This window comes from Telluria sp. Soil_C_11 (assembly GCF_057657395.1).
Map to the genome: position 1 here is coordinate 68,332 of NZ_JBDGIN010000003.1, position 23,640 is coordinate 91,971.

Annotated in this window: 9 protein-coding genes; 5 read left to right on the forward strand and 4 right to left on the reverse strand. The window is 66.3% G+C overall.

Annotation, left to right across the window (positions count from 1 at the left end; translation table 11 throughout):
- Positions 1–111: 111 nt before the first annotated feature.
- A complete protein-coding gene (locus AC3A6M_RS05930; RefSeq protein WP_487851806.1) occupies positions 112–2,886 on the forward strand; it encodes a TonB-dependent receptor in 2,775 nt (924 codons plus the stop codon).
- 96 nt (positions 2,887–2,982) lie between these two features.
- On the opposite strand, the gene aroG is transcribed toward AC3A6M_RS05930, so the two are convergent.
- Positions 2,983–4,041 carry a 3-deoxy-7-phosphoheptulonate synthase AroG gene (gene aroG, locus AC3A6M_RS05935; protein WP_487851807.1) on the reverse strand — a complete coding sequence of 353 codons (1,059 nt, stop codon included), beginning with the start codon at positions 4,039–4,041 and terminating at the stop codon, positions 2,983–2,985.
- Positions 4,042–4,464: 423 nt separating this feature from the next.
- On the opposite strand from aroG, the gene AC3A6M_RS05940 reads away from it, so the two are divergent.
- On the forward strand, positions 4,465–7,347 hold the full coding sequence (locus AC3A6M_RS05940) for a TonB-dependent receptor (protein WP_487851808.1): 2,883 nt from the start codon (positions 4,465–4,467) through the stop codon (positions 7,345–7,347).
- A 117-nt stretch (positions 7,348–7,464) separates the two neighbouring features.
- On the opposite strand, the gene tldD is transcribed toward AC3A6M_RS05940, so the two are convergent.
- The 3 genes from tldD to AC3A6M_RS05955 all read right to left on the reverse strand — a co-directional run bounded on the left by tldD (position 7,465) and on the right by AC3A6M_RS05955 (position 14,047).
- On the reverse strand, positions 7,465–8,925 hold the full coding sequence (tldD, locus tag AC3A6M_RS05945; RefSeq protein ID WP_487851809.1) for a metalloprotease TldD: 1,461 nt from the start codon (positions 8,923–8,925) through the stop codon (positions 7,465–7,467).
- Positions 8,926–9,005: 80 nt separating this feature from the next.
- The gene (locus AC3A6M_RS05950) at positions 9,006–9,812 is read right to left on the reverse strand and encodes a carbon-nitrogen hydrolase family protein (protein WP_487851810.1); all 807 of its coding nucleotides are present in this window, start codon (positions 9,810–9,812) and stop codon (positions 9,006–9,008) included.
- Entirely contained in the window at positions 9,809–14,047 is a 4,239-nt protein-coding gene (locus AC3A6M_RS05955) for a YhdP family protein (RefSeq protein WP_487851811.1), read from the reverse strand. The genes AC3A6M_RS05950 and AC3A6M_RS05955 overlap by 4 nt, the downstream gene beginning before the upstream one ends.
- 183 nt (positions 14,048–14,230) lie before the next feature.
- Here AC3A6M_RS05955 and glnE point away from each other — a divergent pair, with 183 nt between their 5' ends.
- From glnE to AC3A6M_RS05970, 3 genes are all read left to right on the forward strand, one after another.
- Positions 14,231–16,987 (forward strand): bifunctional [glutamate--ammonia ligase]-adenylyl-L-tyrosine phosphorylase/[glutamate--ammonia-ligase] adenylyltransferase, encoded by a 2,757-nt coding sequence (gene glnE, locus AC3A6M_RS05960; protein WP_487851812.1) that lies wholly within the window; start codon positions 14,231–14,233, stop codon positions 16,985–16,987.
- A gap of 293 nt (positions 16,988–17,280) precedes the next feature.
- On the forward strand, positions 17,281–20,166 hold the full coding sequence (locus AC3A6M_RS05965; protein WP_487851813.1) for a TonB-dependent receptor domain-containing protein: 2,886 nt from the start codon (positions 17,281–17,283) through the stop codon (positions 20,164–20,166).
- A gap of 645 nt (positions 20,167–20,811) precedes the next feature.
- The gene (locus AC3A6M_RS05970) at positions 20,812–23,604 is read left to right on the forward strand and encodes a TonB-dependent receptor plug domain-containing protein (protein WP_487851814.1); all 2,793 of its coding nucleotides are present in this window, start codon (positions 20,812–20,814) and stop codon (positions 23,602–23,604) included.
- Positions 23,605–23,640: the final 36 nt, after the last annotated feature.

Consider the following 23,640-nt stretch of genomic DNA (forward strand, 5'->3'; position numbering starts at 1 on the left):
AATTACGAATGGCTAGATCAAGCAATTCAATTTTCTGGCATATATGTATGCGATGACAACAAAATAGCGCATATACATATAGTCACCCTCAGATCATTTCTTGGAGTTGTAATGCATAAGAAAAAAGCAATCGTCCAGGCCGTGTCGTTCGCCGTCGCCTACGTGGCGTTCGGCGGCGCGGCCATGGCGCAGGAGACTTCCTCCGCCCCGATGCAGCGCGTGGAGATCACGGGCTCGAGCATCAAGCGCGCCACCGCCGAAACCGCCTCGCCGGTGCAAGTGGTCAGCCGCGAAGACCTGGCCAAGTCGGGCAAGGGCACCGTCGCCGAGTACCTGCAGACTCTGACCGCCGACGGCGCCGGTTCGCTGCCGACCGGCTTCGGCAACGGCTTCGCCGCCGGTTCGACCGCGATCTCGCTGCGCGGCCTGGGCGCGACCTCGACCCTGGTGCTGCTGAACGGCCGCCGCATGGCGCCGTTCGCGCGCGCCGACGACGGCCAGAAGAGCTTCACCGACCTGTCGACCGTGCCGATGGAAGCCGTCGAGCGCATCGAGATCCTGAAGGACGGCGCTTCCTCGACCTATGGCGCGGACGCGATCGCCGGCGTGGTCAACATCATCCTGCGCAAGGATTTCACCGGCATGGTGCTGAAGGCGGAAGGCGGCGAATCGAAATACCGCGACGCCGAGATGGGCAAGGCTTCCATGACCTGGGGCAAGGGCGACCTCGACAATGACGGCTTCAACGTCATGACCAACGTCGAGGTGTACACCAACCACAAGCTGCAGAACAAGGCCCGCGCCGACCGCGAATGGATCGGCCACGGCGACATCCGTCCATGGGGCTACGCCGCCAACACCCAGTTCGCGGAAGGCTACATCACTCCTGGCGCGTCGCGCGCAACCCCGACCGGCGCCCTGCGCGATCCGAAGACCGGCAACTACGTCTCGCTGCCGGGCTGCTCGCAGTTCTCGGTGACGACGGCGCAGGACCCGGCCGGCGGCTGCCTGTGGTACGTGGACCAGTTCCGCTCGATGCAGCCGCAGATCGACGGCTTCAACCTGTACGCGCGCGGCACCAAGAACCTGGACGGCGGCCTGCAGCTGTACGCGGAAGCCGGCTACTCCAGCCGCAAAACCGCCTTCGACATGCCGCCGTCGTCGACCAACCCGACCGTGGCCTTCCCGCCGAATGCCGCCAACCCGACCGGCGTGATCAACTACGGCAACACGATCCTGATGTCGGCCGCGCATCCGCAAAACCCCTACGGCGCCGATGTGCGCGTGCGCTACTCGCTGTTCGACGTCGGCCCCGTCACCCGCGCCGTCGGCAATTCCTTCAACCGTTTCGTGGTCGGCATCAAGGGCCAGCAGTTCGGCTGGGACTTCGACACCGCCCTGGTGCATTCGAAGTCCGAGCTGGACCTGAACTACCACAACATGCTCAACATGAAGGTGCTGCAGGCTGCGCTGGGCAATCCGGCCAGCCAGTACTTCCCGTACTACATCGGCACCCAGGCCGGCAAGAACCCGGCTTCGCTGTACGCGGCGATGGTCACCAACGCGACCTCGCACTCGACCACCCAGCTCGACATCGTCGACTTCAAGGCGTCGCGCGAGCTGATGCAACTGCCGGGCGGCGCCCTGGGCATGGCGTTCGGCGCGGAACACCGCCGCGAGAAGCTGGACAACCCGTCGCTGTCGGGCAGCGAGGACGGTTCGATCAACTCGAACTACGTCGCAGCCAAGGGTGACAACAACGTCTCGGCGGTCTTCGTCGAGGTTGCGGCCCCGGTCATCCCGACCGTCGAGCTGACCGGAGCGGTTCGCTACGACAAGTACAAGAACTTCTCCTCGACCACGCCGAAGTTCGGCGCCAAGTGGACCCCGCTGAAGACCTTCGCCCTGCGCGGCACCTACTCGGAAGGCTTCCGCGCCCCGGGCCCGGCGGAAGCCAGCGCCCAGTCGCAGAGCACCGGCAACTCCACGGTGCGCGATCCGATCCGCTGCCCGGGCGGCGTGCCAGCGGCCGGCGGCGCCACCGCGGCCGATTGCGCGATCTCGATCGGCGCAGTCAAGGTCGGCAACCCGAACCTGCAGCCGGAAACCTCGAAGGGCTACACGCTGGGCATGGTCTGGGATCCGCTGGCCAACACCAGCCTCTCGCTGGATGGCTGGAAGATCCGCCGCGAGAACGAGATCAACCCGCTGCCTTACGTCGAGGCCGCCGCCCTGCCGACCGCGATCCGCAACGATAACAACCTGGTCGTGAACGGCGTGGTGATCCCGAACTCCGGCACCCTGCTGCTGTCGAACGCACCGTACCGCAACGCCAGCTACACCGAAGTCAAGGGTGTGGACCTGGACATCAAGCAGCGCGTCAAGCTGGGCGACTACGGCCGCGCAGTGGTGGGCCTGACCTGGACCCACATCGCTTCGTGGGTACGCGCCGAGAAGAGCGGCACCCTCTACCAGTACGCGGGCACGCACGGCAACTGCGACACCTCGAACTGCGCCGGTACGCCGAAGGACAAGATTAGCGCAACCGCTTCGTGGGACGTCAGCCAGAAGTTCAACATGACCGCGACGGCCAACTACCGCGCCGACATGCAGAACGTGGGCTTTGCCGGCGACAAGTGTGCAAGCACCTTCGCGAACGGCTCGCCGGCCCCGGGCAACTGCCGCCTGGCCTCGTTCACCACGATCGACCTGTCGGCACGCTACAACGTGACCAGGCAGCTGCAGGTCTACGGCTCGATCTCGAACCTGTTCGACAAGATCGCGCCGCTCGATCCGCTGACCTACGGCGGCCTGAGCTACAACCCGATGGACGCCAGCGGCGCCATCGGCCGCTACTTCAAGCTCGGCCTGCGCTACTCGATGTAATGCGTGTTCCCGGCCGCTCCGCGCGGCCGGCACAAAGCAGAACGGCGAACTCCGGTTCGCCGTTTTTTTACGACCTCGCCCCGCGCAGGGGCCGATTTACTCCTGCCGCAGCCTGCGCTGGCGCACCGCCTGCGCCAGCCCTTCCAGCACCCCGACGCTGGTGTCCCAGTCGATGCAGCCGTCGGTGACCGACTGGCCGTAGACCAGCTCCTTGCCCGGCACCAGGTCCTGGCGCCCGCCCACCAGGTGGGATTCGATCATCACGCCGACGATGCGGGTGTCGCCCTGCGCCACCTGGCCCGCGATGTCGGCGCACACCGGCACCTGGTTCTGCGGATTCTTGCTGGAATTGGCGTGCGAAGCGTCGATCATCAGGCGGCTGGCCAGGCCGTTCGCGGCCAGCTGGCGGCAGGCGTCGTCGACGCTGGCGGCATCGTAGTTCGGGGCCTTGCCGCCACGCAGGATGATGTGGCAATCCTCGTTGCCCGCGGTCGACACGATCGCCGAGTGCCCGCCCTTGGTCACGGACAGGAAGTGGTGCGGCTGCGAGGAAGCCTTGATGGCGTCGGCCGCGATCTTGATGTTGCCGTCGGTCCCGTTCTTGAAACCGACCGGGCAGGACAGGCCCGACGCCAGCTCGCGGTGCACCTGCGATTCGGTGGTGCGGGCGCCGATCGCGCCCCAGCTGACCAGGTCGGCGATGTACTGCGGGCTGATCACGTCGAGGAACTCGGTGCCGGCCGGCAGGCCCAGCTCATTAATGTCGCGCAGCAGCTCGCGCGCCATGCGCAGGCCGTCGTTGATGCGGAAGCTGTTGTCCATGTACGGGTCGTTGATCAGGCCCTTCCAGCCTACCGTGGTACGCGGCTTTTCGAAGTACACGCGCATCACGATTTCCAGCTCGCCCTTGAAACGCTCGCGCTGTTCGGCCAGGCGGCGCGCGTACTCCAGCGCCGCCTTCGGATCGTGGATCGAGCACGGGCCGATCACCACCATCAGGCGGTCGTCCTGGCCGTGCAGGATGCGGTGCAGGGCCACGCGCGCCGAGGCCGCGGTCTGTTCGGCCGCCGGCGTGACCGGAAACTCGCGGATCAGGTGGGCGGGCGGCGTCAGTTCCTTCATTTCGCGGATGCGTAGATCGTCGGTGCGGGGCATTGCTGTTCTCCGTTCTTTCAATGAAAAAAAACCGCCATCGCTGGCGGTTTTTCTGGAATCTTGCGTCGGACTTCGTTCTGCTGTTGCGTGAACCTGCCGCTACTCCACCGCCGTCGGGCTGGAATGGCTAAACCAAAAATAAAAGGTAAAGAAGGCAGTGTGGCGCATAGGTCGTCCGGGGGGTGTCCGATTGACTATAACAACAATATATCTGCATTGGCAAGCTCTTTATCCGTCGCGTGCAGCCGTCATGACAGGCGATCGGTTGCATGAAGCCGACACCCAGCCTGGGTGAACGGTGCACGGTTGAGAGATGTCAGTTGCGCCGGGAAGTCCAGTGCAAAAGTCGCGACAAGCCCCGGCCGACTTGCTCCTTGTGCGAGCTGGGCAGGGAATCCCTCAATGCCACATGGAGTCTGGAAAATGACCGAAACCCCGATATCCCGATCGATCCGCCGCCTGTTCGCGGGCGGCGGCGCCGCCGGCCTGGCGCTGCTGGCGCTGCCCGCCGCGCTGCCGCCGGCCGCACTGGCGCAGGAAGCCGCACCCAAGCCGATCCAGCGCGTCGAAATCACGGGCTCGAACATCCGCCGTTCCGAAGCCGAGACCGCATCGTCCGTCATCACCGTGAACCGCGCCGACATCGAGAAGTCCGGCAAGAACACCGTGGCCGAGCTGCTGCAGACCCTGGCGGTCGACAACCAGGGCTCGGTGCCGACCACCTTCGGCAACGGCTTCGCCGCCGGCGCTTCCGGCATCTCGCTGCGCGGGCTGGGGGCGGCCTCGACGCTCGTACTGCTGAACGGCCGCCGCATGGCGCCCTACGGCCTGGCCGACGACGGCCAGAAACAGTTCTCCGACCTGAACGTGATTCCCAGCGATGCCGTCGACCGCATCGAGGTGCTGAAGGACGGCGCCTCGGCCATCTACGGTTCCGACGCGATTGCCGGCGTGGTCAACGTCATCCTGCGCAAGGACTTCCAGGGCCGCACGGTGCGCTTCTCGCGCGGCGCCACCCAGGACTGGGACGGCAAGCGCACCAACATCGCCTACACCCAGGGCATCGGCAGCCTCGACACCGACCGCTACAACTTCCTGTTCAGCCTCGAGTACAAGAAGTTCGACGAGATCTGGTACCGCGACCGCCGCGACCGCGACTACATCGGCCGCATCGACCTGCGGCGCTGGGGGTATTCGGCCAACGAGGGACTGGGCGGCACCGGCGCGATCATCCCGAACAGCGGCGCGGCCGGCAATGCCATCAATGGCAACGTGCGCAACCCGGCCGACCCGGCCAACTACACCAACCGCGGCAACCTGGCCGGGGCCGGCTTCACCCGCACCTTCCCCGGCGCAGCCTGCGGCAACTTCACCACCCACCCGCAGGGCGATCCCGGCGGCGGCTGCCTGATCGATGCGCCCCTCGAATACAACCAGGTCGAGCCGAAGCAGGAAAACATCAGCTTCTTCACGCGCGGCACCTGGCAGCTGACACCCGACATCCAGGTCTACAGCGAACTGAACTGGTACACCAGCCAGAGCGACACCTCGACCACGCCATCGGGAATCAGCGGCTCGGTCGGCTTCCCGGGCGGGCCGGTCAACAACGCGATCGTCCAGTTCGGCCCGACCCATCCGGACAACCCCTACTTCGGCGCCGCCGCGCGCCTGCGCTACCTGGCCGCCGACGTCGGCCCGCGCCAGTCCGGCATCGAATCGAATTTCATCCGCTGGATCGGCGGCGCCAAGGGCAGCAACTTCGGCTGGGACTGGGACAGCGCCCTGCTGTTCTCGCACAACCACGTGAACAACAACCAGACCGGCTTCCTGCAGCGCGACGTCGCCTTCGCGCTGCTCGATCCGAGCCCTGCCAACGTCGCCGCCGCGCTCGCCAACAGCCCGGCCTACGCGGCCCTGCCGCCGGGCACCGTGTGGCGCATCGCCGAAAACGCCGGACTGAACCCGCCGGAACTGTACGCGGCCCTGTCGCCGTCCATCGGCAACAGCGCCAACAGCAAGGTCGGCCAGATCGATTTCAAGGCCACGCGCGAATTCGGCGGCATGCCCTGGCTGGCCGGCAACCTGGGCCTGGCCGTCGGCGGCGAATGGCGCCACGAGAAGACCGAACTGCGGCCGACCACCGGTACCGAGCGCGGCAACATCATCGGCCTGGGCTACTCGGCGTATGCGGGCCAGCGCAACGTGTTCGCGCTGTATGGCGAGGCGCTGGCGCCCCTGCCCTTCAACCTCGAGGCCTCGGCGGCGCTGCGCTGGGACCACTTCACCGACGTCGGCAACTCGTACACGCCGAAGGCCGGCCTGAAGTGGACGCCGGTGCGCGAGTTCGCCCTGCGCGGCACCTTCGCGCGCGGCTTCCGCGCCCCCAGCGCGGCCGAGAACGGGGTCGGCGGCCTGGCCGCGTTCTCGACCGCGTCCGACCCGCTGCGCTGCGCGCTGGGCGTGACCAGCGTCTGCAATCCGGCGGCCATCGCCCTGATCACCTCGCCCAATCCGTCCCTGTCGCCGGAGCGCTCGCGCAGCTACAACCTGGGCATGATCTGGGATCCGCTGCCGCGCACCAGCATCTCGGTCGACTACTGGACGATCAAGCGCAAGAACGAGATCAACCAGGAACAGGTGGACGCCGCCATCGCCGCCGGCAGCGTGGTGCGCGACCCGACCAGCGTCAGCAACATCCCCGGCGACCCCGGCGCCATCACGGCGGTGCTGACGCGCTACGTCAACTCGGCCCAGACCAAGGTGCGCGGACTCGACATCGATGCCCGCTACGCCCACCGCCTGCCGGACGACTGGGGCATGGCGACCTTCGACGTCAAGTACACCCACCTGTTCGAATGGACCCGCACCGAGCGGGACGGCAGTTCGCGCGACTTCGCCGGCACCCACGGCAACTGCGACGTCACCAACTGCACCGGCACGCCGGACAACCGCGCCAACCTGCGCTTCGGCTGGGAACGCAGCGACTGGCGCATCTCCGCCAACGTGAACTACCGCGGCAAGATCGACAACACCTTGTTCAAGAACGATCCCGACGGCTGCGCCAGCCACCTGGCCAACGGCGCCGATGCGCCGGGCGGCTGCGAACTGGCCTCGTTCACCACGCTCGACCTGGTGGCGCGCTGGAAGCCGCTGCCGCGCTGGGAATTCTTCGGCTCGGTCCAGAACGTGTTCGACAAGGTGGCGCCGCTGGATCCGCTGACCTATGGGGCGCAGGCCTACAATCCGCTGGATTATGAAGGGGCGCGTGGGCGGTTTTACCAGCTGGGGGCGCGGTACACGTTCTAAAAAACGCCGGCCGTAAAACGTCGTCCCCGCGCCCTAAGTACGTCGTCCCCGCGAAGGCGGGGACGACGTATAAAAGCTGCGAACTTCGGTACTTCAGCTACGCGAAAACCACCTGGCTTAAGCCGTACCACCCACCGTCACCCCATCGATGCGCAAAGTCGGCTGGCCCACGCCCACCGGCACGCTCTGGCCTTCCTTGCCGCACACGCCGACGCCGGAATCCAGGCGCATGTCGTTGCCGATCATGGAGATGCGGTTCATCACGTCCGGGCCGTTGCCGATCAGGGTCGCGCCCTTCACCGGATAGGTCACCTTGCCGTCTTCGATCATGTAGGCCTCGCTGGCCGAGAACACGAACTTGCCGTTGGTGATGTCGACCTGGCCGCCGCCGAAGTTGACCGCGTACAGGCCGTTCTTCACCGAAGCCAGGATCTCCTGCGGATCCTTGTCGCCGGCCAGCATGTAGGTGTTGGTCATGCGCGGCATCGGCAGGTGGGCGAAGGATTCGCGGCGCGCGTTGCCGGTCACCGGCATCTTCATCAGGCGCGCGTTCATCGTGTCCTGGATATAGCCCTTCAGGATGCCGTCCTCGATCAGCGTGGTGCACTGGGTCGGGTTGCCTTCGTCGTCCATGTTGAGCGAGCCGCGGCGGTCCTTCAGGGTGCCGTCGTCGACCACGGTCACGCCCTTGGCGGCGACGCGCTGGCCGATCATGCCGGAATACGAAGACGAACCCTTGCGGTTGAAGTCGCCTTCCAGGCCGTGGCCGACCGCCTCGTGCAGCAGCACGCCGGGCCAGCCCGGGCCGAGCACGACGGTCATCGGGCCGGCCGGGGCCGGACGCGCTTCCAGGTTGACCAGGGCCGCCTGCACCGCTTCGCTGGCGTACTGGTCGAGCAGCTCGTCGCTGAAGTAGTTGTAATCGTAGCGGCCGCCGCCGCCGGACGAGCCCATCTCGCGCCGTCCGTTCTGCTCGGCGATGACGGTGACGGACACGCGCACCAGCGGGCGGATGTCGGCCGCCAGCACGCCGTCGCTGCGCACCACCAGCACCACGTCGTATTCGCCGGCCAGGCCGGCCATCACCTGCACCACCCGCGGGTCCTTGGCGCGCGCGATCTTTTCGACGCGTTCGAGCAGCTTGACCTTGGCGGTGGCGTCGAGCGAATTCAGCGGGTCGTGCGGCAGGTACAGCGAACGGCCGCCGCTCGGCTGGATGCTGGAGGCGACCTTGATGCGGCCGGCGCCGGCGCGCGCGATGGTGCGGGTGGCCGCGGCGGCGTCGAGCAGCGCGGCCTGCGAGATCTCGTCGGAATAGGAAAAGGCGGTCTTGTCGCCGGACACGGCGCGCACGCCGACGCCCTGGTCGATCGAGAAGCTGCCGCTCTTGACGATGCCTTCTTCCAGGCTCCAGCCTTCACTCTTGGTGAACTGGAAATACAGGTCGGCGTAGTCGACCTTGTGCGTGAACATCGTTCCGAGCGTCGTGATGAGCTTGCCTTCGTCGAGCCCGAACGGCGTCAACAGCACGTCGCGCGCGACGGCGAGGGAGGAAAGATTCGGTTCGAATGGCTTCATGTGTCAGGTCTTTCTGGTAAGGATAGGCCATTGTGCCATATCCGATTTTGTAGGGTGGGCACGTGGTGCCCACCCTACGGTTAAAGCTTGCGATGTTTTAATGCGGGCAGGCTCTGGCGCACCTCGGCCAGGAAATCCGTGTCGATCTCGCCGCTGACCACGCCCTCGCCCTCGGCCAGCTGGCTGCTCACCTCGCCCCACGGACTGATGAGCATGCTGTGGCCGAACGTGCGGCGGCCGTTGCGGTGGGTGCCGCCCTGGGCCGAGGCCAGCACATAGCACTGGTTCTCGATCGCGCGCGCGCGCAGCAGCACTTCCCAGTGCGCCATGCCGGTCGTGTGGGTGAAGGCGGCCGGCACCACGATCAGCGCGACCTCGCCCATCGCCCGGTACAGTTCCGGGAAGCGCAGGTCGTAGCATACCGACAGGCCGACCTTGCCGAACGGCGCGTCGAAGCTGCCGACGGCCTCGCCGGGCACGATGGTGCGCGCCTCGTCGTAGCTTTCCTCGCCACGTGTGAAACCGAACAGGTGGATCTTGTCGTAGCGGCTGACCGGCTTGCCTTCCGGATCGTAGACCAGGGTGGTGTTCAGCACCCGGCCGGCATCAAAGGAGATGAGCGGCAGGGTGCCGCCGATCAGCCAGAAGCCGTGCTCGCGCGCCTGCGCCGCCATGAATTCCTGGATCGGGCCGTGGCCCGGCTGTTCGGCATGGCCGACTTTATCCGTGTCGGACATGCCCATGATCGGCCAGTATTCCGGCAGGGTGACCAGCTTCGCGCCCCTGGCGGCGGCTTCCGCCAGCAGGCGGCGCGCGGTTTCCAGGTTTTCCCCGACGTTCGGCGAGGACACCATCTGCACTGCTGCAACCGTCGTCTTGCTCATCATTGGCCTTTCTTTTTCGCTGTCTGCGCGGCCGCGTTGGCCGCCGCCGCGTTCGCCGCCTGGTTGTCGAGCTTGGTCACGTTCGGCGACTTCCACGGACCGGTCACCTGCATGTGGTAGGTCAGCGCTTTCATGACCGGCGCCCGCAGGAAGAGCTGGGCCAGGAAGCTGCCGATGCCGATCACCGGGTTGACCGCCAGCGCATACACCAGCGGCCCCGTGCCCAGGTTGAATTCGGGGATCACCACCACGTGCAGGTTGGTGGTTTCGTTGGCGATGTCGGCGGTGCCGTCCATCAGCACCGTGGCCGCCACCCCGTGCATTTTAAGGTTATCCGTGTGCACCACCCCGCGCGAGATCATGGCGTTGGCGGTGATGCCGTCGAAGGCCAGGCCTTCCGAGAACACGTCGTGGAAGTCGAGCTTGAGCATGCGCGGCAGCATCTGCAGGCTCAGCACGCCGAGCAGCTTGGCCGCGCCCGGATCCTTCTTGAGGAACTGGCCATCCTCGACGTTCATCTGCACCTGGCCGGACAGGCTCGGGATGTCGAGCGAATACGGCAGGCCGGCCCAGGAGATGTCGCCCGACAGCGAGCCCTTGCCGCGGCGCAGGGTGCCCGGGAAGCCGAGGCGGTCCAGCAGGCGGCCGGCGTCGCTGATGTCGAGGTTGAAGTTCAGGGCGGTGTTGCTCTTGCCGTCGCGCGTGAGCCAGCGCCCGTTGGCCTTCAGCTGGCCGTCCGGATTGGTGATGGCGATGCGGTCGATGCGCCATTCGCGCCCGGCCAGGGCCTGGGCATTGCTGGCCACCAGTTCCAGGCGCCCGAACTGCTTGTCGAACAGCTCGAAGCGCTCGGCCACGATGTCCAGGCCGGGGATGCCGGCGCTGCCGGCCTTGTTCGATTCCAGCAGGTCCTTGACTTCGTTGGCCGAGGATTCCGGGATGTCCAGCGACGCCAGGCGCGCCGTCACCTTGCCCATGCCCTGTCCATTCTGCGCCTCGTTCCAGGTCACCCAGCCGGTGATCTGGCGCGAATCGACGCTGGCCTGCCACACGCCCGGCTGGTGCGATACGCCCACCACCACGTCGTGCAGCGAACGCTCGCCGATCACCAGCTCGCCGGTGCGCGCGCCGATCAGGTCCGGCATCACGTACTGGGCCATGCCGCCGCCCTGCCCCGCCTCGGCCGAGGACGGCGCCTGGGCTTCGGCCGGCCCGGCGATCGCCGCCGCCGCCGCGATCCAGCGGTCGACGTTCACCGACTTCATGTCCACGTTGATCATCATGCCGCTGTCCGGCTCCGGCGCCGGCACGTTCACGCCGATGCCGCCGCGCTTGACGATCCAGGGGCCGTGCGGCTGGCGTTCGCGCACGTAGCGCGCGGCCATGGTGGTGCCGAGGCCGACGCGGATCTCGTCGCGGGCCACGCCATTCTCCGCGGTCGGCTGGCCGGTCAGGGTGAAGTGCAGCGGCAGCACCTCGGCGGCGGGCTTGTTCAGCGGCGCCGGCAGCTCGACGCCGAGGCCGGCCAGGTTCGAATCGAGCACGATCTGGGTCTGGCGGTCCTTCACCGTCACCGAACCGCCGAAGCGCGCACCGCCGCTCAGCTTGCCCGCCAGGCGCTGCAGCGCCGGCAGCGAGCCGGTGGCGCGCATGCCGTCGGCGGTGGCGGTGCCGGCCATGCGGATCACGATGGCGCCGTCGCGCTGGGTGCCGCCCGACAGCTGCAGCGGCCCGCCCAGGAAGCTGGCGCCGATGCCGTTCAGGTTCACGCCGCGTTCGGAAAACTCGACCTTGCCGAGCGCGGCCTGGATCGGCGGCAGTTCGGGGAACAGCGTCACGTCGTTGTTCTGCAGCTGGAGCGCGCCCTGGACGCGGGTGGCGTGCAGGTCGGCCAGCGGCAGGTGCAGCTTGAGCCCCAGGCGCGCATTGCCGGTGGCTTTCGTCTCTTCCGTGAAGTGGCCGATCCATTCCAGCACCGGGCTGGTCGCCACGTAGCGCAGGAATTCCTGCAACTGGCCGGCGGCGGCGCCGTCGATGTCGAGCATCGATTCGTGGGCGCCCAGTTCCGGGATCACGGCGGTGACGTTGTTCAGGCTCAGGCCGAGGGTGCGGGCGCTGTCGGCATGGATTTCCATGCGCGCGCGGTCGAACAGGATGGTGCCGTTGATGTTCTCGGCCAGCGGCCACAGCGGCGACTTGCCGTCGGGCGCGCGGTGCGCGGGCGCATAGTCGAGCTTGCCGTTGTCGATGCGCCCGCTGACGCGGAATTCGCCGCGCGCGCGCTCCGCCGCATTCCCGGCGTGGAAGGGGAAATGGGCCAGCTCGCCGCGCAGGCGCACCCTGGCGTCGCGCAGCATGCCGCCCTGCAGGGCCCCGGTCAGCCACTCGCGCAGGCCGTCATGGGTGACCAGCGGCAGCCAGCGCCCGATGGTGGCGATATCGAAGCCGTCGACGGTGCCGCTGAAGTCGGCGTTGCCCGGCCCCTTCACCCCGCTTTTATCCTCGTTCAGCGGCAGCAGGTGCCGGCCCGACAGCGTGCCTTTCAGGCTGCCCTGGGTGAAGTCGAGGCCGTCGACCTCGACCAGCAGCTGGTCGGCCTGCGGATACGACCAGCGCGCGCGCAGGCCCAGCTGGTCGAACGGCATGTCGGCTTGGGCGAACCAGGCCGGCAGCGCCAGCGCCAGGCGCTCCGAGGCGATGTTCAGGCTGCCGCCGCGGTCGCTGGCGTCGATGCTGCCGCTCAGGTTGCGCACGCCCGGCGTCGCCGCCCGTCCCGCCTGGGCCGCCAGCGGATCGATGCCGAAACCCTCGACCTGGCCGCGCAGGCGCCAGGCGGCGGGCCTGGGGAAGCTCCCTTCCCATTCGGCGTCGACGTCGAGCAGGCGGCCGCGCGGCGCCAGCCCGGCCAGCAGTTCGCGGTGCGCCGGCGCCAGCGGCATCTGGGCCGCCAGCGTGGCCAGGGCGCCCAGGTCGACCTGCTCGGCGCGCACCTTGAAGCGCTCCGGCTTGCCGGCCGTGGCCGGGCGCCAGGTTTCGCTCAGCGTGGCGGGCGGCAGCACCACGCCGTCGCGGGTCACGACCGAAAAGTTTTCGATGCCGATGCTGTGGCCGAGCGCGCCGAAAGTCGGCTTGCCGTCCTCGGCCCCGGGCTTGAGTTCTTCGCGCGCCGACAGTCGCCCGGACACGCGCGCCAGGGCCAGCGGCGGCGCGTCCGGCGCCAGGCGGGCGCTGACCCCGGCAAGGCCGAGGTCGGCGGTGAAGCCGGCCAGGCGGGCCTGGTCGAAGTTGATCCAGGCGCGCACGGAGCCGCGGCCGGCCTCGACGTTGAACGGATAGGTGATGTACTGCTTCCAGCTGGCCAGGTCGGTATTCCGCAGGTCGGCATACAGCTCGCCTTTCCAGCGGCTCGGGTCCGAGGCCCTGGCGCCGAAGGCCGGGTGGCTGAAGCGGGCGCGGACGTCGAGCGGGGCCGAGACGCCGGCCGGCGGGCTGGCCTTGAGGGCGAAGCGGTGCGAGGTCCAGCGGTTCTCGAGCGCCATCGTGACGTTCGACAGTTCCAGCACCGGCGCGCCGCGCAGCTGGTCGGTCCAGGACAGCCGGCCTTCGCGGATCACGATCTCGCGCTGGCGCAGCAGCCAGTCGGCGCCGCCGCCGTTGCCCTCTTCCTTGCGGTTCGGATCGATGCGCACCCCGGCCACCCAGAACACGCCGTCCGGCGTGCGGCGCACGTCGAGTTCCGGACGGTTGATTTCGAGGCTGTCGAAACGCGGCTCGGCGGCGATCACGGACCACCAGGACAGGGTCGCCGAGACCGACGGCAGGGCCAGCACCTGGCGGCCCGCGCGGTCGCGCAGGAGGACGTCGCCGAGGAACAGGTTCGGATGCAGGCCGCGCCAGGAGGCGTACACGCGCGCGATCGTGACCTGGTTGCCGAGCGCGCGGCTGGCGGCCCGTTCGATGTCGGGCTTGTACAGGTCGATGTTCGGCAGGACCGCCCAGCGCAGCGCCAGGAACAGCAGCATGAAGGTGAAATAGACGAGCAGGACGGCTTTTACCGTAAAGCCGAGCACATGGTGCGACGCCAGGTTGGCATAGCGGTAGGCCGTACGCAGCCGGCGCCAGCGCTCGGCCAGCGCCAGGTGCTCATGGGCGGCGGACGCGTGCGCGTGCGCGTCCGCGGCCGGCGTCGCCTGCGCGTCTTCGTCTCCTCGTTCGGCCTGCTGTTCCGGGTTGTGCATCAGGATGCTAATAAGTGAAGGCTCGCCGAAAATTGTTCGTCAATGATTTTTTTGTCAATAAGTGAAGCGCTTGCAACGATCGCGGCGTCTACCTTACCATCATGCTGACCCAGGGCAGCATGGCGGGCAATTTTACCCCATAGCACGCCTCCCGGAACGTACAAACTCGTCTGGATTTGCCCTATGAATTCCCCTGCAAGCGCATCACGCTTTTACCAACGCTGGCTCGGCGCCGATCCGGCCCGCGCCGGACGGCTTGCCGCCCTGTCCACATTATCGTTGTCCTCCCTCGATTTCGGCGCCGCACTGGAGGCTGAGGCAAGCCATGGCCCGAATGGCGCCAGGCTGCCGCTGGGACGCGCCATGCGCCGGCTGCGCAATCTTTTGATCTGCGCCATTATCGAACGCGACCTCGACGGCCGCGCCGACCTCGACGAAGTCGTCACCGCGATGAGCCGTTTCGCCGACTTCGCCGTGCAGTCCCACCTTGCCGAACTGATGGCCGAAATGACGGCCGCCCACGGCGTGCCGGTCGGCGCCGATTCCGGCCGCCCGCAGCAGATGATGGTGCTGGCGATGGGCAAGCACGGCGGCGGCGAGCTGAACGTCTCGTCCGACATCGACCTGATCTTCGTGTACCCGGAAGACGGCGACACCCAAGCCGGGCCCGGCCAGCGCCCGCTGTCGAACCATGAATTCTTCGTCCGCCTCGGCAGGAAGCTGATCGCCGCGATCTCGGAGATCACGGAAGACGGCTTCACCTTCCGGGTCGACATGGCGCTGCGCCCGAACGGCAAGTCGGGGCCGCTGGCGGCCAGCCTCAACATGGTCGAGGACTACCTGATCGTCCAGGGCCGCGAGTGGGAACGCTATGCCTGGGTCAAGGCCCGCGCCGTGACCGGCGACCCGCTCGATATCGCCGCGCTGGACGCCATCGTGCGCCCCTTCGTGTTCCGGCGCTACCTCGACTTCGGCGTGATCGACGCGATCCGCACCATGCACGCCCAGATCCGCGCCGAGGTCAACCGCCAGGAGCGCCTGCACCCGGAGCGCAGCCATAACGTCAAGCTGGGACGCGGCGGGATCCGCGAGATCGAGTTCCTGGCCCAGGTGTTCCAGCTGATCCGCGGCGGACGCGACCCGGCGCTGCGCGAACGCTCGACCCGGAAGACCCTGCGCCTGCTGGCCGAGCGCGAGCTGCTGCCCGCCGACGCGGTCGAGCGGCTGCTGGACGCCTACACCTTCCTGCGCAACCTGGAACACCGGCTGCAATACCTGGAGGATGCCCAGACCCATACCCTGCCCGCCTCGCCGGACGACCGGCTGGCGGTGGCGCGCATGATGGGCCTGCCCGACGAGGCCGCGCTGCTGGCGCGGCTCGACGAACAGCGCGCCTTCGTGGCGGCGCAGTTCGACGCCATCTTTGCCGAAAAATCGGCGGACAAGGGCGCCGAGCCGTCCGACCAGGCCATTTCCGTGGACGCATCCATGGGCGACCCGGAGAACGGCGATGCGATCGCCCAGCAGTTGGCCGCCCTCGGCTTCGACGATCCGCAGGGCGCTAGCGCGCGCCTGCTCGCGACCTGGCACGCGCCGCGCCTGCAGACCCTGCCGGAGGCCAGCCGCAACCGGCTGGCGGCGCTGGTCAACACGGCCCTGGCTGGAATCGCCGCCGCGGTGCGCGAAGCCGGCCTGGGCAGCCATGCCGCCACCCTCGGGCGCCTGCTCGACTTTTTCGAGGCGATCGCGCGCCGCTCGGCCTACCTGTCGCTGCTGACGGAGTATCCGCACACGCTGGAGCGCGTGATCCGCATGATCAACGCCAGCGGCTGGGCCGCGACCTTCCTCACCCAGCACCCGATCCTGCTCGACGAGCTGCTGGACGACCGCGGCAACAGCGCCGCGGACTGGGCCGACGAGCTCCCGGCCTTCGCCGCCAGCCTGGCAGGCCAGCTCGACGCCGCTCCGGGGGACACCGAGCGCCAGCTCGACATCCTGCGCGAAGCCCACCACGCCCAGCTGTTCCGCCTGCTGGCGCTGGACCTGGCCGGAGAATTGTCGGTCGAGCGCCTGGCCGACCACCTGTCGGCCCTGGCCGACCTGATCGTGCTCGAAGTCGTCAAACGCGCCTGGCTCACCATCCCCAGGCGCCACCGGGAGGTGCCGCGCTTCGCCGTGATCGCCTATGGCAAGCTGGGCGGCAAGGAACTGGGCTATGTGTCCGACCTGGACGTGATTTTCCTGTTCGATGACGACGACCAGGATGCGCCGGGCAATTACGCCAAGCTGGCCCAGCGCTTCATTACCTGGATGACGACGCATACCCCGGCCGGCATCCTGTTCGACATCGACACCGCCCTGCGCCCGGACGGCGCCAGCGGCATGCTGGTGTCGTCGGTGTCCGCCTTCGAGCGCTACCAGCGCAGCTCGGCCTGGATCTGGGAGCACCAGGCCCTCACGCGGGCCCGCTTCTGCGCCGGCGATGCCGGCATCGGCGAGCGCTTCGAAGCCATCCGCGAAGAGGTGCTGCGCCAGGACCGCAGCCTGCGCGAGGCCGAACTGCGCGACGAAGTCGTCAGGATGCGCCGGCGCATGCACGACGCCCACCCCAGTTCTAGCGACCGTTTCGACCTGAAGCACGACGATGGCGGCATGATCGACATCGAATTCATCGTCCAGTACCTGGTCCTGCGGCATGCCTTCGCCCATCCGCAGCTCACCGCCAACAAGGGCAATATCGCCCTGCTGCGCATGTGCGGCGAACTCGGCCTGATCGACCCCGCGCTGGCGGCAGGCGCAGCCGACGCCTACCGCCTCATGCGCAAGCTGCAGCACCAGGTCCGCCTGCAGGGCCAGGAAAATGCCCGCGTCGACCCGGCCCTGGTAGCCTCCCAGGCCGAAGTGGTCGTGCGCCTGTGGCGCGCCTGCTTCGGCGCCTGATCCTTCCTGCCGGCGCGAACGCCGCCGGCAAGCTCCCCATCCTCATCCGCAAGTGCCGGGATTCATGCCTGGCACATGTTGCGTTGCGTCATGTTGCTTTTTTTCCACCTTTAGATCCTTTGTGCAAAATTCTCTCCAATTGTATTGACGCTACGCAAGCTGAATGATTTTATAAGCCCTGCGTATGTACACACATTCCTCTGAGCAAGCGAATGTGGATCGCGTAATTTTGTGTTTAACAAAGAAGGTTGGCGGCCATGAACTGCCGAACCTCTGTCCTCATCGGAGAATCCATGCAACAACGTACGAAGATCGCCATGGCGGTGGCAGTTGCCATCCAGGCGATGACCAGCATTGCACAAGCGCAGACTGCGGAACAGCTGCAACGCGTCGAGATCACCGGCTCGCGCATCCGCCAGGTCGACCTGGAAACGGCACAACCGATCCAGGTGATGACCCAGGAACAGATCCAGAAGACCGGCCTGGTGACGGTGGGCGACATCATCAACAACCTGTCCGCAGCAGGCACCCCGGCCTTCTCGAAGGGCTCGACCCTGACCTCGAACCGCGAACAGGGCGGCCAGTACATCAACATGCGCAACCTCGGTTCGAACCGCCTGCTGGTGCTGGTCAACGGCAAGCGCTGGACCGCGACCGTGGCCGGCTACACCGACATGTCGACCATCCCGTCGTCGATGATCGAGCGCATCGAAGTGCTGAAGGACGGCGCTTCCTCGATCTACGGCTCGGACGCGATCGCCGGCGTGGTCAACATCATCCTGAAGAAGACCATGCAGGGCGGCCAGGCCAGCGTCTACGCCGGCCAGAACGAAAAGGGCGACGGCAAGACCAAGGACTACGCGATCAGCTACGGCGCCGGCGACGACAAGGCCAACATGATGTTCGGCCTGACCCACAGCAGCCAGGGCGAAGTCTGGGCCAAGGACCGCGAGATCACCGCCACCACCTATGGCCCGAACCACCTCAACGCCGGCTTCGGCGCCAGCCCCTGGGGCCGCATCCGCCAGGTCAGCGCCTCCGGCTCGGCCACCGGCTTCAATAACATCCTGAACCACACCGGCTCCTACATGGGCGACGGCACGGGTTCGAGCTCGCGCGATCCGGCCAACTACCATGCCTACGCCGGCGCCGACGCCGACACCTTCAACTCGAGCTCGCAGATGCAGTACACGTCGCCGACCCGGCTGACGTCCATCTTCACCAAGGGCAGCATCGCCCTGCCGTACGACATGCGCTTCACCAGCACCGCGATGTACGCGGACCGCGTGTCCTCGCGCCAGATCGCCGGCTACCCGCTGAACTCCCTCACGCAGAGCAAGTTCCCGGTGTACATCGACAAGGACAGCTACTTCAACCCCTACGGCAACCAGGTGGCCGGCGCCGGCAAGGGCCAGGACCTGTTCTTCTACCGCCGTACCATCGAAGTGCCGCGCGTGACCGAGAACGAAAACCGCACCCTGCACATCGACGCGGCCCTGGAAGGCGATTTCACTGTCCACAACATGGCGTGGAACTGGAATGTGGGCTACAACCACAGCGCCATCAGCGGCACCGTGCTGTCCACCGGCAACCTGAACCTGCTGAGCCTGAAAAAAGCCCTCGGCCCGTCGTTCCTCAACGCCTCCGGCCAGGTCCAGTGCGGCACCGCGGCCGCCCCGATCGCGCTCGCCGAATGCGTGCCGTTCGACGTGCTGGGCGGCCCGTCGGCCTCCACCGCCGCCGCGCTGAAGTACGTGATGTCGACCGGCCAGGCCAGCTACGGCAGCACCATCAACAGCGCCACCGCCGACATCACCGGCGAACTGTTCAAGCTGCCGGCCGGCACGCTGGGCATGGCAGCCGGCCTGGAGCACCGTACCGTCAGCGGCTATGACCGTCCGGGCCAGTTCGAACAGTCGGGCTACTCGACCGACCTGGCCGGCAACGCGACCGTCGGCAAGTTCACCGTGCGCGAAGCCTACCTGGAATTCAACATCCCGCTGCTGAAGGACCTGCCCTTCGTCCATCACCTGAGCGCCGACATCGCGTCGCGCTACTCCGACTACAGCAACTTCGGCAACACCACCAACAGCAAAGCCAGCCTGATGTGGAAGCCGATCAAGGACCTGCTGGTCCGCGGCACCTACGCCGAGGGCTTCCGCGCGCCGACCGTGGGCGACACCTTCGGCGGCGGCTCGCAATCCTTCGACACCTACCTCGACGCCTGCGACAGCCTGTACGGCGAAGCGGCGAAGAACCCGGCCGTCAAGGCGCGCTGCACCGCCGCCGGCGTTCCTGCCAACTTCCGCCAGGTCAACCAGGCCGGCACCCCGGTCCCGGCCGGCGGCGCCCAGACCCCGGTGCCGTTCAACACCGGCGCCGGCAACGACTCGCTCGAGCCGGAAACCGCCACCACCAAGACCCTCGGCTTCGTCTTCAGCCCATCCTTCGTGAGCGGCCTGTCGATGTCGGTGGACTACTTCGACATCCGCGTGAAGAACCGCATCACGGCGGTGTCGGCGGCCTACGAGATCAACCAGTGCTACGTCAACGGCGTGCAGTCGTTCTGCGACAAGATCAAGCGCGACTCGAGCGGCCAGATCTCGAGCCTGTCCCGTGGTAACGCCAACCTGGGCGAACTGGGCACCAAGGGCCTCGACCTGGCCATCGCCTACCGCCTGCCGCGCACGGCCTATGGCCAGTTCAACGTGCGTTCGGAATCGACCTATGTCGACTCCTACCGCATCAAGAGCAGCGCGACCTCGGACTTCGTGGACTACGCCGGCGAGTTCGGCATCAACCGCGTCAAGTCCAACCTGGCGATCGACTGGAGCCTGGGCAACTGGAGCGCCACCCTGGCCTCGCGCTACTACAGCGGCGTGAAAGCGCACTGCTGGAGCGCAGCCGCCAACCTGGAGTGCAGCAACGCGAACGACCCGGCAAGCTGGGGCACCGGCTACACCAAGCTGGGCGCCATGGTCTACAGCGACCTGTCGATCGGTTACTCGCTGCCGTGGAAAGGCAAGCTGCTGGTGGGCGCGAACAACGTGTTCAACCGCAAGCCGATCGTCGTGTATGACGCCGGCAGTGCTTACGGTGGCAACTCGTCGTCGTCGTCGGTGGATCCGGAACGCCCAATCGACCGCTTCTTCTACGTCCGCTACAACCAGCAATTCTGATAGGACGGCCATGTGCGGGCTTCGGCCCGCACAGCTGGCGATGCCCGCCCGGCTTTTTGCCCGGCGGGCATTTTATTTTTCGATAGCCCTGCTCCGCCCCCGCACCGCGCCGGTTGCGGCGCCCAAGTCCCTCTCCCTACAGTCGATCGTTGCAAAAAAGTAACAAGAAGCTAAGAAGAACACGCTTCCTGGTCGTTTTTCCTTATGTCTTCTTTGCAAAATCAAACACCAATGACAAACTGCTCAGGCCGCTTTTTCGCCCTGGCGGAAACAATTTCAAAAAGCAATTTAACAAAGGCAATACGGAAATTGTATTTACGCGAACTTTTCGAAAAGAATGTTTGTAATTACGCACATAAACAACATGCATAAACATTCTTCAGAAAACGTTGACAGCCATCCATTTCGGATGATTTTATTGCAATCTTGGAAGATATGTACGCAGTACATTTTTCCTAAACAAGTCGCATCAGCGACAGCGTTTCCGCGGCCGGGTTGTACCCCAGCCTGCCGCGCCCTAACCCTAGGAGTTTTGCAATCATGATGGAAAAAGTCTTATCCCGGTCGATCCGTTTGATCTGCCTGGGCGGCGTTGCCCTCGGTGTGCAGGCGGCATACGCACAAGAGGCAGCGCAGGCCACTTCGATGCAGCGCGTCGAAGTGACCGGTTCGCGCATCCGACAGGTCGACCTGGAAACGGCACAACCGATCCAGGTGGTGACCCAGGAGCAGATCCAGAAGACCGGCCTGGTCACTGTTGGCGACATCATCAACAACCTGTCGTCGGCCAGCTCGCCGGACTTCAGCAAAGGTGGCTCGCTGGTGTCGAACCCGGAAAACGGTGGCCAGTACGCCAACCTGCGCAACCTCGGCTCGAACCGCCTGCTGGTTCTGGTCGACGGCAAGCGCTGGACCCAGTCCGTGGGCGGCTACACCGACCTGTCGACCATCCCGGCGATCTTCATCGAGCGCATGGAAGTCCTGAAGGACGGCGCTTCGGCGATCTACGGTTCGGACGCAATCGCCGGCGTGGTCAACATCATCCTGAAGAAGAACATGGAAGGTGGCCAGATCAGCCTGTATGAAGGCGCCAACCAGCACAAGGGCGACGGCAAGAGCAAGGACTTCTCGATCAGCTACGGCGCGGGCACCGACAAGGCTTCCATCATCTTCGGCCTGACCCACACCGAGCAGGGCGCAGTCTGGGCCCGTGACCGCGACATCACCGCATTCAGCTATGGTCCCGCTCCGGACCACTACAGCGGCGGCGCAGGTCCGTGGGGCCGTATCCGCCAGGTCAGCGCGACCGGCGGCGCGACCGGCTTCAACCAGTACCTGAACCACACCGGCGGCTTCTTCGGCGACGGCACCGGCAGCCCGTCGAACCTGCAGAGCAGCTACCACAAGTTCGCGAACGCCCCCGAAGACACGTTCAACTCGACCTCGCAGATGATGTTCGCGATGCCGACCAAGCTGGACAGCATGTTCACCAAGGGCAGCGTCGAACTGCCGTACGGCATGCACTTCACGACCACCGCGATGTTCGCGCAGCGCCAGTCGCTGAGCCAGGTGGCCGGCTATCCGCTGAACTCGATGACCCAGTCGAAGTTCCCGGTCTACATCGACAAGGACAACTACTACAATCCGTACGGCAACCAGGCCCTGGGCGGCACCGGCGGCCAGGACCTGTTCTTCTACCGTCGTACCATCGAGCGTCCGCGCACCACCGACAACGAAAACCGCACGATCCACATCGACGCGCAGCTGGCCGGTGAATTCAATGCGCTGGGCAAGACCTTCAACTGGGACGTGGGCTACAACCACAGCTCGGTCAGCGGCACCATCGTCGGCACCGGCAACCTGAACCTGCTGAACCTGAAGAAGGCCCTGGGCCCGTCGTTCCTGAACGCCTCCGGCCAGGTCCAGTGCGGCACCCCGACCGCCCCGATTCCGCTGGCAAGCTGCGTACCGTTCGACATCCTGGGCGGCCCGACGGCTTCGACCGACGCAGCGCTCGACTACGTGATGTCGGTCAGCCAGCACGGCTACGGTTCGACCACCAACAGCGCCACCGCCAACATCGGCGGCGAAATCATGAACCTGCCGGCAGGCGGACTCGGCTTCGCAGCCGGCCTGGAGCACCGTGAAGTGCGCGGCTACGACACCCCGGGCCAGTTCGAGCAGTCGGGTTATTCGACCGACCTGGCAGCCAGCCCGACCTACGGCCGCTACAACGTCAAGGAAGCGTACGGCGAACTGCGTATCCCGTTGCTGAAAGACGTCCCGCTGGTCAAATCGCTGACCGTCGACCTGGCCAGCCGCTACTCGAAGTACAGCAACTTCGGCAGCACCCACAACAGCAAGGTGAGCGTCGAATGGCGTCCGATCACCGACCTGCTGGTGCGCGGCAACTGGGGCCAGGGCTTCCGTGCGCCGGCACTGGGTGACACCTTCGGCGGCGGTTCGCAGTCGTTCGACACCTACCTCGACCCGTGCGACACCAAGTTCGGCAATGCTGCGACCAATCCGGAAGTGGCGGCACGTTGCGCGGCTGCAGGCGCAGGCGCAGGCTTCCGCCAGCTGGGCCAGAACGGCACCCCGATCGCCGCCGCTGGCGCACAGGGCGCCTACCCGTTCCAGAACGGCGCGGGCAACCGCTTCCTGGGCCCGGAAACTTCGGTGACCGATACCCTGGGCTTCGTCTACAGCCCGTCGTGGCTGCCGGGCGCATCGGCTTCGCTGGACGTGTACCGCGTGAAGATCGACAACCGCATCACCGGCGTGTCGGCAACCTACGTGGCGAACCAGTGCTACATCCAGGGCATCCCGTCGTTCTGCACCTCGATCGTGCGTAACGCTGCCGGCGAGATCACCGACCTGGCACACGGCAACGCCAACCTGGGCAGCCTGAAGACCGACGGCGCCGACCTGTCGCTGAGCTACCGCTTCCCGACCAGCCAGTACGGCCGCTTCGGCCTGCGTTCGGAAACGTCGTACACCCGTTCCTTCTCCGTGAAGGCTTCGGATGATTCGAACTGGGCAAACTACGCCGGCGAGTACTACTACAACAAGTTCAAGTCGGTCACGTCGCTGGACTGGAGCCTGGGCAACTGGGGCGCCACCTGGACCGTGCGTTACTACAGCCCGACCAAGGACCAGTGCTGGGATGCTGAAGCGGGTATCGAGTGCTCGAACCCGACCGGCTTCACCGAGAGCTGGGGCGACGGCTACAACCGTATCGGCGCCATGGTCTATCACGACATGAACGTGAACTACAAGACCTCGTGGAAAGGCCAGATCATGTTTGGTATCAACAACGTCTTCGAGAAGAAGCCGCGTATCGTCTACGCAGCTTCGGGCATCACCTCGTCGTCGGCTGTTGACGCACAAATGCCGATCGACCGCTTCTTCTACGTCCGCTACAACCAGGCGTTCTAATCGGCCAGGCCCTTCGGGGCCTCCGATGGACGCCTG